The following is a 14,830-nucleotide window of genomic DNA, read 5'->3' as shown; positions in this document are numbered from 1 at the left end:
GCGTTGGCTGCGCTACGCATTAGCGCCCGCCGCGAATCAAGCCGCCCAGTCCATGCTCTTCCATGAAAATCGCCGCCCACTGCCGGACTTCCGTCGAACTCTGTGCGCTCAGTAATTGCTTCACCAATGCCTGCGACTCAGCCAGCGTAATTTGGCGCAGCAAATATTTAATTCGCGCCACGCTGCGCCCGTTCATGCTGAGAGAGCGATAGCCCAGTCCGGTCAACAGCAGTGCGCCAAGCGCTTCCCCCGCCATTTCACCGCACACGGAAAGCGGAATGTTATGTCGTTCACACTCGACAGCTATCATATTCAGCGCTTGTAACATCGAAGGATGAAGGCTGTCATAGAGCGATGCTACGTGAGCGTTGTTACGATCTACCGCTAGCAGATACTGCGTCAGATCGTTGGTGCCAACCGAAACAAAATCGATGCGGGAAGCCAGTTGAGGGAGCAGAAACAGCATCGATGGCACTTCGATCATGATCCCAATCCGCGGCTTGGGCTGCGGGAAGCCCAGTAATTCTTCTACCTCGCCTGCGGCCTGATCGATCAGGCGACGCGCTTCACTGATTTCATCCAGGCTGCTGATCATTGGCAACAGAATATTGAGATTACCGATATGCGCGTTAGCACGCAGCATGGCGCGCACCTGAATCAGAAAAATTTCAGGCTGATCGAGGGTAATACGAATGCCACGCCAGCCAAGGCAAGGATTCTCCTCGCTGATAGGCAGATAAGGCAGCGGCTTGTCCGCACCAATATCCAGCGTACGCAGCATCACGGGGCGCGTAGGATAAAGATCCAACATGCTTTGGTATTGTGCCATCTGCTCATCTTCGGACGGAAACCCGCTTTGCAACATAAAAGGGATTTCCGTGCGGTACAGTCCAACACCATCAACCTGATTGATAAAGCGTTTTTCATGATCGGCGCTTAATCCCGCATTCAACATGACCTGAATGCGCTCACCGCTTTTCAGCACGGCAGGCTGCTCCATCTCGCCTTCGGCCAGACGAGTTAGCTCGTTTTCTTCCGTCAGCAGACGCTGGTATTCCTGCACCAGCACCGGTTCAGGATCGACCAGCAACTCACCGCGATAGCCGTCAATGATCAACTGTCGCTGATGCAGCAGCTCAGGCTGAATGTCCGCGCCAACCAGCGTAGGAATGCCCATGGCACGAACCAGAATCGCCGCATGTGAATTGGCAGCACCGTCATAGACAACGACGCCCGCCAACCGCTCCGGCGGCAGTTCCGCGAGCAGCGTAGCCGTTAATTCATCCGCAACGAGAATAAAGCGTTCAGGCCATTGCCCCATGATTTGCGCGTTATCGTCGAGATGAAAGAGCAGGCGTTGCCCTAACGCACGCAGATCGCCTGCGCGCTCGCGTAAATAGGTGTCCTGCAAATTGGTGAACTGCGCCGCAAAACGCTCGATAACCAGCTTTACAGCCCACTCGGCGGCGTTGCCCGCATCTACTTCCTGAAACAGTTCACGTTTGAGGCGCGCATCATTCAGCAAGTGCGAATACAAATCGAAAATCGCCGCGCTTTCTTTCTGCGCGCTGGCGCTAAACCGCTTGCTGAAGCGACGGAATTCCGCCGTCGCCTCTTCTAACGCCTGCGTTAAACGGGAACGCTCGCGCTCACTATCCAAACTGGATGCGGGGAAAACCTGTTCCAGAGAAGGTTGGGTACAATCCTGCCAGCCAGGGGCAATCGCCACACCGGGTGCTGCGACTAGCGCTTTAACGCGCGTCTGGCGGTATTGGCCAAAGAGCGTTTTTATCTGCGAAAGGGAAAGAATAGCGGCCATCTGCGTAGCCAGCGTCACCATGAACGACTCTTCGTTTTTATCAAACTGACGATGTTCACGCTGTTGAACCACCAGCACACCCAGCAGGTGGCGACGGTAAATAATGGGAACACCGAGAAAAGAACGAAAATGTTGCTCTTTGACCGCGGGGATATATTTGAAGCTGGGGTGCGTACGAGCGTCGGCCAGATTGATGGGCTCAGCACGTTGCCCAACCAGCCCGACAATGCCTTGCCCAAACGCCAGCGTAACCGTGCGCCCGCGCGGCTTTTTCAACCCGCGCGTCGCCATCAGGTAATAGCATTGACGATCGTGATCGGCCAGATAAATGGAACAGACTTCCGTGTCCATAGCCTGACAGGTCTCATTGACCAGAATGTCCAGCGCATCACTAAGGCGGGCCGTTGCCGCAACATTTTCGACAATTTCTCGCAAGCGCGTGAGCATAATGTGTCTGAATTACCCTCTTTTTCGCCGAGGACTGGGTGGCGTCGCCACCCGAGCCGCAACACTCTCCTGAAGCAGGATCACCGGGCTGATAAATTCCTTCATCACGCGACGATAAACATCTCGCTTAAAAGAGACGACCTGACGTACCGGATACCAGTAACTCACCCAGCGCCAGCCATCAAATTCCGGCGTGCCGCTGCTCTGCATATTGATATCCGACTCATTACACATCAACTGTAGCAAAAACCATTTCTGCTTTTGGCCGATACAGACCGGTTTTGTATCCCAACGCACCAAACGCTTTGGTAATTTATAGCGTAACCAGTTACGGGTAGATGCCAACACACGCACATCCTTTTTTCTTAACCCGACTTCTTCAAACAGTTCGCGGTACATCGCTTGCTCGGGACTTTCACCGGGGTTAATTCCCCCCTGCGGAAATTGCCATGAGTGCTGACCATAGCGCCGGGCCCACATCACCTGCCCCTGCCGATTACAAATTACAATACCAACGTTTGGGCGGTAGCCATCATCATCGATCACCGGACTACCTCAATAAACATCAATGCAAAGATAGCCCGATTGTTTCACACTCCCGTCAGGCGGTAAACCACTGCTTAGAAAGCATGTGACACTAATAAAAGTAAGATAACCCACAGATAAGATCAAAGTTATAAACATGTGAAGACCAGAACTCGCAGTTTATTCACTTTTTCTGTGGACATCTTTGTGCAGAACCCATGAAGAAGTGAGTAAAACTCATTTTTCACAAAGAAAAAAAAACACCAACAATTAAAAAATAGTTATCTTTATTCATGATGTTACAAACCATTTTAATTGAAATAGCTAACCCTTATTTTTTGTTCAAATGGCATACAATGCAAGATTGGCGAAAGATCGCACTATGCCGATTTTATCCACAGGTAATGTCTCAAACTCAGGCAATAAATAGGCAAACACAGCAAAAAGGCTGGGAGTCAAGGCTGTAAATGGAACCAGTAATTCATGTTTATGTGGGTTATCCAAGAAATCTGTGGATAACCTAGTGTAAGATCCTGTTCATTGTCGGTGGCTATACGTGCACAGTTTGCAAAACTGCGTTCAGTGATCGCCGTCACACTGAAAAAAAACGCTACGAATCATGCTATTATTGTTTCTCTCCACAACCTTGCAGGCTATGTATTTGTATTTTCCATTTACTGTATTTTTTTTGAGCGGAAAAATATCAGGCGATACCCTATGAATTCACCCTCGATCCACACGATCGCACCGCAAAATGAACAAGCCTTGCTGCAACGAGCACAGTCCCTCGCAGGCTATAATCTTGCGGAATTAGCGGACATCGCTCTCCTGCCTCTTCCCGCTAACCTGAAACGCGATAAAGGCTGGATTGGCATCTTGCTGGAACGTTTTCTAGGTGCGAGCGCAGGCAGCAAACCCGAGCAGGATTTCCCTGAAATTGGTGTCGAGCTAAAAACCATCCCTATTGATGAACAGGGTAAACCGCTTGAAACCACCTTCGTCTGCGTCGCACCGTTAACAGGCAACAGTGGTGTAACGTGGGAAAGCAGCCACGTACGGCACAAGCTCGCACGGGTACTGTGGATTCCGGTGGAAGGTTCGCGTCACATTCCGCTGGGAGAACGCCGTATTGGCACGCCGCTGATCTGGAGCCCCAATGACGAAGAAGAGGAACAGCTACGCTGTGACTGGGAAGAGTTGATGGACCTGATTGTGCTTGGCCGAGTAGAAAGCATCACCGCCCGTCATGGCGAAGTACTGCAATTACGCCCCAAAGCGGCAAACAGTCGAGCATTAACAGAGGCCATTGGCGAGTTTGGTCAACCTATTTTGACCTTACCACGAGGGTTCTACCTGAAAAAAACCTTTACCGCTCCGCTACTGGCCCGCCACTTTATGCAGCTCAGCAACTGAATGTCATTATCATCATGTTTCATTAGCGCTATGTTCTATTAGCACCCTACTTCATCCGTACAGTGCTTCATCATACACTGGTCTGATACGTCGCAGTTTTGCGGCAATAGAATGCTACCAGAGAAAAGTCTGACGCCGACCTGGAGCAAAAAGGGGCGCCAGTATACGGTCGTAAAACGAAAGATGAAGGGGAGCGACACTTTCGCTTGCCTACGCACCGAACTGGCAGAGTATAATGTCGTTTACGTTTCGTTTAAGGTGTATTGATACAATGTTTGATTGGATTGTTGATCCGAACGCATGGTTAGCATTGGGAACGCTGACTATTCTGGAAATCGTTCTTGGGATCGATAACATTATTTTCCTGTCTCTGGTTGTCGCCAAACTACCTAAAGCCCAACAAAACAAAGCTCGCCGCATCGGTCTGATGGGTGCGATGTTCATGCGTTTGGGGCTGCTCGCGTCTATCGCCTGGGTAATGCGTCTGACCGACCCGCTGTTTACCGTGGTAGGCAATGAAATTTCCACTCGCGATCTGATTCTGTTCTTCGGAGGGCTCTTCCTTATCTGGAAGTCCAGCATGGAAATTCATGAAACTGTCGAAGGCGGTTCAGAAGATCATACCTCCAAGACGTACTCTTTCTTCGGCGCGATCGTGCAGATCATGATGTTAGATATTATCTTCAGCCTGGATTCGGTGATTACCGCAGTCGGTCTGTCTGACCATTTGTTTATTATGATGGCCGCTGTGATTATCGCCGTTCTCGTGATGATGTTCTCCGCACGCCCTATCGGCGAGTTTGTCGAACGCCATCCGTCCGTCAAAATGCTGGCCTTGTCATTCCTGATCCTTGTCGGGTTCACTCTGATTTTGGAAAGCTTCGACGTTCACGTACCGAAAGGCTATATCTACTTCGCCATGTTCTTCTCGATGTCCGTCGAGGCACTGAACCTGTTACGCAGTAAGAAAGATAAAACAGCGCACTGATCGCGGCATAACGCGCTTTCGCGATAAAGACGCCATCATCAGGCGGCAACCTGCCGCCTGATTACACAAAATTAATTCCCTCTATACGCATTTTTTCCATTATTCCTACGTTATCCCCCGCGACCATTTGCTAGACTCACTTTAGATTTTGCATTTATTAACAGGTTAATATGATGAAAATGGCGGTAACACTGGCGTTATTATTCACCCTTGTGGGCTGTTCCAGTAACTATGTGATGGCGACAAAAGAAGGGCAAATGCTCCTGACACAGGGGAAGCCCATGTTAGATAAAGATACTGGGTTACTTAGCTATACCGATGAGCAAGGTAATCAGAAACAAATCAACAGCGACCAAGTCTCTCAGATTGTGCAGCGCTAACCTCAATTTTAGCCCGATATTTCTCTCATCGGGCGACACTCCCCAGCAAAATCCTGCAGAGGGGTAACAGAAGAGACTTCCCCACTCGTCACGGCTTCGTTATAGTCGAATTCAGGTGTGTCTTCCCAAACTCATTGGAATCGCAGCAAATCATGCGGAAATGACGGGAAATACGCCTGCTATTTTCAGACATAAGGAAGCTGGCAATGCAATATCACCGTATTCCCCATAGTTCTTTAGAAGTGAGCGTGCTGGGTCTTGGTACGATGACCTTTGGCGAACAAAACAGCGAAGCAGACGCCCATGCCCAGTTAGATCACGCCATTGCCGCAGGTGTTAACCTGATTGACACAGCAGAAATGTACGCCGTTCCTCCTCGCCCAGAAACACAGGGGTTAACCGAAAGCTATATCGGTTCCTGGCTGAAATCCCGTGGCGGACGCGAAAAATTGATTGTGGCGAGTAAAGTCTCCGGCCCTGTGCGCGGAAGCGATCACAGCATCCGCCCTCAACAGGCACTGGACAGGAAAAACATCCGCGCAGCACTGGATGCCAGCCTGCAACGCCTGAACACTGACTATATCGATCTCTATCAGTTGCATTGGCCACAGCGCCAGACCAACTGCTTTGGCAAGCTGAACTATCAATATACTGATGACAAACCGCAATATACCGACGACAAATCGGTAGTGACGCTGCTAGAAACGTTAGAAGCACTGAATGAACAGGTGCGTGTCGGTAAAATTCGCTACGTCGGCGTCTCTAACGAAACCCCGTGGGGCGTGATGCGCTATCTGCATCTGGCGGAAAAACACGATCTACCACGTATCGTCTCGATTCAAAACCCCTACAGCCTGCTGAATCGCAGTTTTGAAGTCGGCTTAGCGGAAATCAGTCAGCATGAAGGCGTGGAACTGCTCGCCTATTCATCACTGGCGTTCGGTACGCTGACGGGTAAATACCTTAATGGCGCGAAACCCGCTGATGCCCGCAACACGCTATTTAGCCGCTTCACCCGCTATACTGGCCCGCAGGCTCAGGCAGCCGTTGCCGAGTATGTCGCGCTGGCGCAAAAGCACGGTCTGAATCCGGCACAGATGGCATTAGCGTTTGTACGTCAGCAGCCGTTCGTCGCCAGCACGCTGCTGGGTGCAACCACATTGGAGCAGTTGCAAATCAACCTCGACAGCCAGAACCTGACGCTGGACGGCGAGATTCTTGATGAACTGGAAGCCATCCACCGCCGCTTCACGTTCCCTGCACCGTAATACATAATCCCACACGGCTTTTCATCCGCCGTGTGGGATTACCGACTTACGTCAAAATGTGAGTCCAAACTGCATTTTGGCGCTGTTTTCACTCATTTTATCGCTCACTACGCCTTGGTAACCCAACACCAGCGTCGCATTCGGCTTCATCGCCAGCATGATGCCCGCCCGTAATAGCAGCGCATCGCGATCGTCAGTCGCGGAACGAATCGTATAAGCCTCGCCACCCTGCGTAAAACTCAGTCGCGTTTGGGTACGGTCCGGCGTCAAACGTCGCTGATAGCCGGCATCAGCATAGAGCCTGATAGGCGAATGGGAAGACCAACGCGCCTCACTGCGTAAACCCAGCGTTGAATATCCCGCACCACTGCCCTGACGTTCCCAGCGCAGTGCAGCTGCGCTTCCGTGTTCCTGCCCACCCGCAAGATCGAGCCAGGCATACGAGAGATTGCCATAAGGTTCAACGCTCAGGCTGTCATTAAACGCGAATCGATGGCTTCCCTCCGCGAATCCCTGAACAAGGTGCGCATGATAATCCGCCTGAGCGCGGCTGATGAGCCCAGGCATCTGAATATCGCGTTCAGTGTCCATATCCAGATAGCTGTAGACCAGACCGGATCGCCATGCTATTCCGCTATAGGTCGTTCCCCAATAACTGCCTGCGTGATAGGCGGTTACATCGGTACTGGCGGCACGCGCATCGGTTTTGATCTTGCTTTTCTCTGCGCCGACGACAACACCAAGCGTACTGCTTTCGCCAATTGGGCTGCCGTTACCGATTAAGAAGCCATAGCCGCTGTGATTTACGCGTGAGGATTCGGCAGTTTCATCGAATTGACCATTGTTAGCCCACGTACTCAGCCACAGCGACTGTGCATTTTCATCGTGCAGCGCGCCGTTGATCTCGTCTCGCACATAGCGGCTACGCTGGAGCAATGCGGCGCGCGAGGCAGCATAGATCTCACCGCCGAGGTTATCGAACGCCGCTCGTGCGGTATCCTCACTTCGGCTGTTAGCAATAGCAGAGAAAACCGCCCCACCTCTTTGGCTCTCGATCGTCTGCGCGACGGCTCGCTGATTACGGCTTATGGCAACATCATTAAAGGCCCGATTATTACGCACCACATCCAGATAAGCCTGCTTGTTGCCATAGTTCAGCGTATCCTGCAGGAAAGGCTGGGTTGAGTTAGAAATCAATCCATCAAAGTTGCCACTCAGGGTACCGCCGACATTCAATAGGGTAAAACGATCGCCCAGCGATTGCGAAGAGGCATTCAGTACCACGGTTCCCGCCAGCGCCGCATCCTGAGTGACATTCAGACCATCAGCATTACCCTGCTCATCAATCTCATAGTGATAAATGCTGCCTGAATGAAAAACCACATTACCGACCGTTAATGTGCCAACGGATGCACCGGGTGAAAGCGTTGAACCGTTCTCAAGCGTGACAGTACCTGCAATTTTGCCATGTCCGCCTAGCGTGGCTGAAGATTGCACCCAGACATCCCCCGCCAGACTGCCACTCCCCTGCGCAACCTTACCCACCACGATACTGCCGCCTTCTACAATCGTCGGTCCGAGATAGGTATTACTCCCCGTCAGATAGAGCGCCCCTGCGCCCTGCTTGCGTAAGCCGACATCCAGTTGATACAGGGAGCTTCCACTGGTCGTATTTTTCACCTGTGCGATATCATTGCTCCAGGTACTGGAATACCCTTGTGTATCAACCCCGTAGATCGCGTAGTTACCGTTGAATATTCCACTACTGAGATCGCTATTACTTAGCCGCTGCGCGTTTAATGCACCCGGTCCCTGCACCGCTTTATAGGCGTTAACGATCCCCTGACCAAATAGCGATTGGTAATCATCCGTCGTGAGCACATTGATATTTTGCGCGTTGGCGCGGGCGCGGATCGCGCTGCGGATCTGTTCATCCGTGAGATTGTCGAAGAAAGCATCTTCCCTGACCCGAGCCAGAAAGGCGGTCATTTCCTCATCGTTGAACGTAACGGCATTGCCCGTCGCGTAAACATCGAGCTCGCTATTGAGATAGTTCTGGCGATCGTCGTAATTCTTACGAATGAGCAACACCGCTCGCGGGGTATTCTCGCCAGAGAGCGGCGTGGCAGTGGATAGCAGAATATCCGCTAACTGCTTACCGTTCAGATACGGAAAGGCTTCAGCAGCCAGCGCAGAGACACCCGAAACGTAGGGTGTCGCAAATGACGTGCCGCTGAATGTGTCAGTATTATTGGCGTCCGTGGTAGACACAATATTCACGCCCGGCGCAAGCAGCGTATAAGCCGACGACCCAAGCCCCAAGTTACTGAATGATGCAATAAACGCCGCGCTGGAAGGACGTTGAGAAGGATCGTAAGCCACAACATTAAGCCAGTTATTGGCTATCGTATTCTCAATTCCATAGGCATCGAGTAGCGTTGGCAACCCAGAGATAATCGACGGTGTTAGATGTCCTTCGTTCCCCGCAGCAAAAACTGTTAACTGCCCTTGCCTTGCCATCTCCGCACCAATCACCATGTTGTTGTTGATGATGCCGTCCAGTAATTCAATCTGACGATCGACGCTAAATGTCTGCACCGTATCGTTAAATATTCTGTATCCCCAGCTATTATTGACGATCTTAATATCTGGACGGTCGAGCACGTTAAGCTGGGCATTCACCAATGTCTGCGATGAAAATGTGGTTCCTAACGGCAACAGGTTCGCCTGATAGGCGATGCCATGAATGCCGTTATCGTTCTTCGCCGCGCCAATGACACCCGCAACCGCGTAGCCATGAAACGCACCATCCCACGGTGATGAGATCCACCCCGCGCCCGAATCTACCCGCCCGGTAAATTCATCGCCGCCCAGTTCGCCGTTAGCATCAATGACCGCAACACCAACGCCCTTCCCCGAAAAGCCGAGACCGTAAGCTTCTGCCGCGTTGATCGAATCCAGTGCGGCACCATTACGTTCATACTCCGCCGTGCGAAAATCCTCTGCGGCCCACAGCGTTATCGGGAAACCAAGCAATAACCACATCGTGAGCACACGGTAGCAAGCGCTATCACGGCCATATTTTACGCCAGCCTGACGCGATTTCTCCGCGATACGCATTTCCTTTTTTTTCAACACATTGTTTTTCCACACCGATAGCATGAGTAACGTCCCTTTAAACACAAATGTGATGGTCACTCTACGTTATCAAAACAAATAGTCATAACGCCTGAAAGTAACAATCGATGAATACTCTATGGATGAATGTCATGAGACATCCAGATGCGGGTGATGAAACGTCATGCAGAAAAGAAAAATGCGGAAAATTGGGAAGGGACGATCAAAAAACGGGCATCAGCCCGTTTCATTAAGCTACTTCAATCTACTTCAATCTACTTCAGCGACTGCAACAGGCTCTTGCGCTGGTCTTCCAATGACGTGACGCGACCGCATACGTCATTGCCGAAGCGCTGGAACTCCAGTTCCTGATTATTCCACTCGGCCTGAATCGCCTTCTGCAAACCGCCGAGGTTGCCCATCATCGCCTGCAGCGGGTTGCCGCCGCTGGACATCTGTTTTACGCCCATCTCGTTCAGGCTGTCCTGCAAGACGCCGCCCATGCTTTGCTGCACGATCTGCTTGCCATCTTGCTCAACCTGCTTAATCGCCTGATGGTGGAACGTCAGGCCATCACTGCGGTGTTCGATAATACGGTTCATCTGCTGTTTGAGCTGTTTATCCAGCGTAGTCAGGCGATTGCGCACATTGCTGTCGCTGCCAAGCTCCTGCACGATCACTTTATCCAGTGCGACTCGCGCTTTTTCAAGATGCTGCTGCGCACCCTGGTCGATCCACGGCAGTTGCTGGCGTATATCAGCCTGATAGGCTTTGGATTTTTGGCGCTGTTCGGCGTTAAGGGTCAATGGCGTACCATTACGGACAATATCGCCCTGCGGAGAAAGCTGTAAATTGCCGCTGGCACCCACGACCTGTACGTGCTGCGGACTGATAATAATGTCGTCCTGCGGATTCACGTTGCACTGGTAAGCCGCCTGCGCTTGCCAAGACAGCAACATCAACAAACCCAAGGTCATTTTACGCGACATATTTTCTCCTGAAGAAAACAACGGCAGTGGCGAGAAAGCGGCAATGTGCCCTTTGATGAAGCGGATAACGCCTGAGCCAAAATCAGCTCAGGCATTCCTTGATAAAACCAAGGATTACAGCAGGTTTTCTGGCAGATCCCACCAGATATCGAACAGATTGCTGACTTTCACGTCCGTCAGTTTCTGCTCTTCCAACCAGCGGCTAACCAGTTGGCGATGATCTTCGGTGCAGTGGCCAATTTTTTGCAGACAGACCAAACCTTCCCAGAGCAAATAACCACTGCCTTCAAATGCCAGCCCTTGTGGTTCAATGACGTCGTCGACGAATTTATCCATCAGTTGATCGATATCTTCCACGTTAGTGCCTTCTGGAAAGCGGAAGCTGACCGAAAAACCTAATTCCTGAAACTCATCAATGTGAAGTTTTTTACGCAAACGACGGCTACGAGCTTGTGCCATTTTATTTTATCCTCTCAAACATCAGATCCCACACGCCATGCCCCAAACGCTGGCCGCGTGCTTCAAATTTCGTCAGCGGACGGGACTCCGGCCGCACAACGTACTCATTATTATCGGAAAGATTACGGTATCCAGCGACAGACGTCATCACTTTGAGCATGTGTCGCGCATAAGGTTCCCAATCGGTTGCCATATGGAACACACCGCCAACTTTCAACTTACTCTGCACTAACTCAACGAACGGCGCCTGCACGATACGGCGTTTATTATGCCGAACTTTATGCCACGGGTCGGGAAAGAAGAGTTGAACCATGGACAGTGAACTATCGGGGATCATTTTCATCAGTACTTCGAGCGCATCGTGACACATCACGCGCAGATTACTGATTTCCACATCCTGTGCGGAAGCGAGACATGCCCCCACCCCCGGCAGATGAACTTCGATACCGAGGAAATTCTGCTCAGGATGCTGTGCCGCCATCGTTACCAGCGATGCACCCATCCCAAAACCAATTTCCAGCACCACCGGTGCGTCGCGCCCAAATAGCGCGTTAAAATCCACCGGCTCGGTCTGATATTCCACGCCCATCACCGGCCAGTAGTTATCCAGCGCCAGTTGTTGCCCATTGGTCAAACGCCCCTGACGGCGGACAAAACTGCGAATACGACGCATCGGGCGCCCGTTTTCATCAAATTCCGGTGAAATGACGTTGTTAATCATAAAGAGTGCTTACTTGGTGTCCGATTTCGTTAACGAAACGCGCATTATGCAAGGATACCGTGGTTTAGCAAGCCCACAGCCTCGGAAAGTTCCGGTTTACAGCACATTCACTCTGTGCTGGAATCGCTATCAAACTTTTTACCTGTCGGATAGTGACTCCATTTTATGATGCAAGCGCAACAGTTCGCCCATCAGGTGCTGGACTGGTATCAACGCTATGGCCGCAAAACCCTGCCGTGGCAGCTTGAGAAAACTCCCTATAAAGTATGGCTATCCGAAGTGATGTTGCAACAAACGCAGGTCACCACGGTTATCCCGTATTTCCAACGCTTTATGGAACGCTTTCCCAACGTCAACACACTGGCGGCAGCACCGCTGGATGAAGTCCTCCACTTGTGGACTGGGCTGGGCTACTACGCCCGTGCGCGCAATCTACACAAAGCGGCACAGGCCATCGTTTCACGTCATGGCGGCAAATTCCCCACTACCTTTGATGAAGTCGCCGCGTTACCGGGCATCGGACGTTCCACCGCAGGCGCAGTTTTGTCGCTCTCTCTCGGCCAGCATTACCCGATTCTCGATGGCAACGTGAAGCGCGTGCTGGCACGCTGCTACGCCGTTGACGGCTGGCCGGGCAAGAAAGAGGTCGAAAAGAAGCTGTGGGCACGGAGTGAGGATGTGACACCCGCCGAAGGCGTCAGCCAGTTTAATCAGGCAATGATGGATCTCGGCGCGATGGTTTGCACCCGCAGCCGCCCCAAGTGCGAGCTGTGTCCGCTAAGCACGGGCTGCGTCGCCTACGCCAACCACAGTTGGGCACAATACCCCGGTAAGAAGCCGAAGCAAACGCTGCCGGAGAAAACCGGCTGGTTCCTGCTGATGCAACAAGGTTCTCAGGTCTGGCTGCAACAGCGCCCTCCCGTGGGTCTGTGGGGCGGGTTATTTTGCTTCCCACAGTTCAGCGAACGTCAGGAATTGGAACTCTGGATGCAGCAACGTGGTCTGAATCCTGATGGATTGCAGCAGCTTGTCGCGTTCCGCCACACATTTAGCCATTTTCATCTGGATATCGTTCCACTCTGGTTGAACGTATCGCAGACCGATCGCTCACAAAACAGGTCCTGCATGGATGACGGTGCAGGTCTCTGGTATAACTTAGCGCAGCCGCCATCTGTCGGACTGGCCGCCCCAGTAGAACGCCTGCTGAGGGAACTGGCTCACCCACAGTCAACACTTTTGAATGCCTGCGCAATTGATGAGGAAGAAGCATGAGCAGAACGATTTTTTGTACCGTTTTACAACGCGACGCTGAAGGGCAGGATTTCCAGCTCTACCCCGGCGATCTGGGCAAGCGCATCTATAACGAAATTTCTAAAGAAGCCTGGGCGCAGTGGCAAACCAAGCAAACTATGCTGATCAACGAGAAAAAACTCAGCATGATGAACGTTGACGACCGTAAGCTGCTGGAACAGGAAATGATCAAGTTCCTGTTTGAAGGGAAGGACGTTCACATCGAAGGCTATACGCCTCCGAGCCATTGAGATTGCGGGCTTTCGGGCCCGCTTACGTCCCTATTCCGACACGGCTTGTTATATGAAGAAAATGTTAGCTCTGCTGGTGATTGCACCACTGCTGGTTTCCTGTTCGGGAAACAAAGGGAATACCGACAACGAAGAGTTTCTCAAAGATACCAACGCATTCGATATTTTGATGGGGCAATTTGCCAACAACATCGAAAATATCTGGGGGATTAATGAGGTTCTGATCGCTGGTCCGAAAGACTACGTCAAATACACCGATCAATATCAGACGCGTAGCCACATCAACTTTGATGCCGGTTCGATCACTATCGAAACCCTTTCGGCGACCAACTCCGTCGCCAGCCTGCGTCAGGCGATTATCACTACCCTGTTGATGGGTGATGACGCGAGTAACACCGACCTGTATTCCGACGCTAACGATATTCAAATCAGCCGCGAACCGCTGCTGTATGGACAGGTGCTGGATAACACCGGACAAGCGATCCGCTGGGAAGGGCGTGCCGCCAGCTTCGCGGATTACCTGCTCCAAAACCGTCTGCAAAAACGTACTTCCGGCCTGCATGTTATCTGGTCGGTCACGATCCAGCTCGTCCCTAACCATCTGGACAAACGTGCACACAAATACCTGCCGCTGGTGCGCAAAGCCTCTGAACGTTACGGTATTGAAGAGTCGCTGATTTTGGCAATTATGCAGACAGAATCCAGCTTCAACCCTTACGCCGTCAGCCGTTCCGATGCGTTGGGTCTGATGCAGGTAGTGCAGCACAGCGCAGGGCGTGATGTCTTCAAGATGAAAGGGAAATGGGGGCAGCCAAGCCGCAGCTATCTGTTCGATCCAGAACAAAATATCGACGCGGGTACAGCCTATCTGTCGATTCTGAAGAACAGCTATCTAGCCGGTATTGAAAACCCGACGTCGAAACGCTACGCCGTCATCACCGCGTATAACGGTGGCGCAGGCAGCGTGTTGCGTGTCTTCTCCAGCGATCGGGATCGCGCCGTAGGCATTATTAACAACATGTCGCCGGGCGATGTCTACCAAACGCTGACGACGAAACACCCTTCTGGTGAATCACGTCGCTACCTGAACAAAGTGAACACGGCGCAGAAAAATTATCGCCGCTAATTCATGGGTTCCACAGAACGCCGCGCTACCGGTTTTA

General features: G+C 51.7%; 13 protein-coding genes. 7 read left to right on the top strand and 6 right to left on the bottom strand.

All coding sequences use genetic code 11. The annotated features are described in order from the left end of the window. Positions 1 to 19: 19 nt before the first annotated feature. Together ptsP and rppH are read right to left on the bottom strand one after the other, a co-directional pair. Complete coding sequence (ptsP, locus tag GZ59_RS04905) at positions 20 to 2,266, bottom strand: phosphoenolpyruvate--protein phosphotransferase (RefSeq protein ID WP_011092586.1); 2,247 nt, start codon at positions 2,264 to 2,266, stop codon at positions 20 to 22. Between the two features lie 12 nt (positions 2,267 to 2,278). Beyond that, the gene (rppH, locus tag GZ59_RS04900; RefSeq protein WP_011092585.1) at positions 2,279 to 2,812 is read right to left on the bottom strand and encodes an RNA pyrophosphohydrolase; all 534 of its coding nucleotides are present in this window, start codon (positions 2,810 to 2,812) and stop codon (positions 2,279 to 2,281) included. A 696-nt stretch (positions 2,813 to 3,508) separates the two neighbouring features. Here rppH and mutH point away from each other — a divergent pair. From mutH to GZ59_RS04880, 4 genes are all read left to right on the top strand, one after another. Then, entirely contained in the window at positions 3,509 to 4,204 is a 696-nt protein-coding gene (gene mutH, locus GZ59_RS04895) for a DNA mismatch repair endonuclease MutH (protein ID WP_011092584.1), read from the top strand. A gap of 271 nt (positions 4,205 to 4,475) precedes the next feature. Beyond that, a complete protein-coding gene (locus GZ59_RS04890; protein ID WP_011092583.1) occupies positions 4,476 to 5,192 on the top strand; it encodes a TerC family protein in 717 nt (238 codons plus the stop codon). Positions 5,193 to 5,365: 173 nt separating this feature from the next. Beyond that, entirely contained in the window at positions 5,366 to 5,572 is a 207-nt protein-coding gene (locus GZ59_RS04885; RefSeq protein WP_039290490.1) for a YgdI/YgdR family lipoprotein, read from the top strand. A 206-nt stretch (positions 5,573 to 5,778) separates the two neighbouring features. Next, positions 5,779 to 6,840: an NADP(H)-dependent aldo-keto reductase gene (locus tag GZ59_RS04880; RefSeq protein ID WP_011092581.1), complete on the top strand. Its 1,062-nt coding sequence runs from the start codon at positions 5,779 to 5,781 to the stop codon at positions 6,838 to 6,840. A 51-nt stretch (positions 6,841 to 6,891) separates the two neighbouring features. Here the strand turns inward: GZ59_RS04880 and GZ59_RS04875 are convergent, their stop codons facing one another. The 4 genes from GZ59_RS04875 to trmB all read right to left on the bottom strand — a co-directional run bounded on the left by GZ59_RS04875 (position 6,892) and on the right by trmB (position 12,126). Next, complete coding sequence (locus tag GZ59_RS04875; RefSeq protein ID WP_231848502.1) at positions 6,892 to 9,978, bottom strand: autotransporter domain-containing protein; 3,087 nt, start codon at positions 9,976 to 9,978, stop codon at positions 6,892 to 6,894. A 254-nt stretch (positions 9,979 to 10,232) separates the two neighbouring features. Further along, positions 10,233 to 10,946 carry a YggN family protein gene (locus tag GZ59_RS04870; RefSeq protein WP_011092579.1) on the bottom strand — a complete coding sequence of 238 codons (714 nt, stop codon included), beginning with the start codon at positions 10,944 to 10,946 and terminating at the stop codon, positions 10,233 to 10,235. Between the two features lie 114 nt (positions 10,947 to 11,060). Next, positions 11,061 to 11,405 (bottom strand): YggL family protein, encoded by a 345-nt coding sequence (locus tag GZ59_RS04865; RefSeq protein WP_011092578.1) that lies wholly within the window; start codon positions 11,403 to 11,405, stop codon positions 11,061 to 11,063. Between the two features lies 1 nt (position 11,406). Next, positions 11,407 to 12,126, bottom strand: coding sequence for a tRNA (guanosine(46)-N7)-methyltransferase TrmB (gene trmB / locus GZ59_RS04860; protein WP_011092577.1), 720 nt, complete (start codon positions 12,124 to 12,126; stop codon positions 11,407 to 11,409). 165 nt (positions 12,127 to 12,291) lie between these two features. Between trmB and mutY the strand changes: the two genes are divergently transcribed. Genes mutY through mltC form a run of 3 tightly spaced genes read left to right on the top strand, consistent with a single transcriptional unit; the run spans position 12,292 to position 14,793 of the window. Beyond that, positions 12,292 to 13,398 (top strand): A/G-specific adenine glycosylase, encoded by a 1,107-nt coding sequence (gene mutY / locus GZ59_RS04855; protein ID WP_011092576.1) that lies wholly within the window; start codon positions 12,292 to 12,294, stop codon positions 13,396 to 13,398. After that, positions 13,395 to 13,667, top strand: a complete 273-nt coding sequence (locus GZ59_RS04850; protein WP_011092575.1) for an oxidative damage protection protein — start codon at positions 13,395 to 13,397, stop codon at positions 13,665 to 13,667. Before mutY ends, GZ59_RS04850 begins: the two co-directional genes overlap by 4 nt. A gap of 52 nt (positions 13,668 to 13,719) precedes the next feature. Continuing rightward, the gene (gene mltC / locus GZ59_RS04845; protein WP_039290484.1) at positions 13,720 to 14,793 is read left to right on the top strand and encodes a membrane-bound lytic murein transglycosylase MltC; all 1,074 of its coding nucleotides are present in this window, start codon (positions 13,720 to 13,722) and stop codon (positions 14,791 to 14,793) included. The last annotated feature ends 37 nt before the right edge of the window (positions 14,794 to 14,830 follow it).

Origin of the sequence: Pectobacterium atrosepticum (genome assembly GCF_000740965.1) — a bacterium.
Lineage (GTDB): Bacteria > Pseudomonadota > Gammaproteobacteria > Enterobacterales > Enterobacteriaceae > Pectobacterium > Pectobacterium atrosepticum.
Note: the sequence above shows the minus strand (reverse complement) of the source record. Positions and strands in the feature narration are given on the sequence as shown.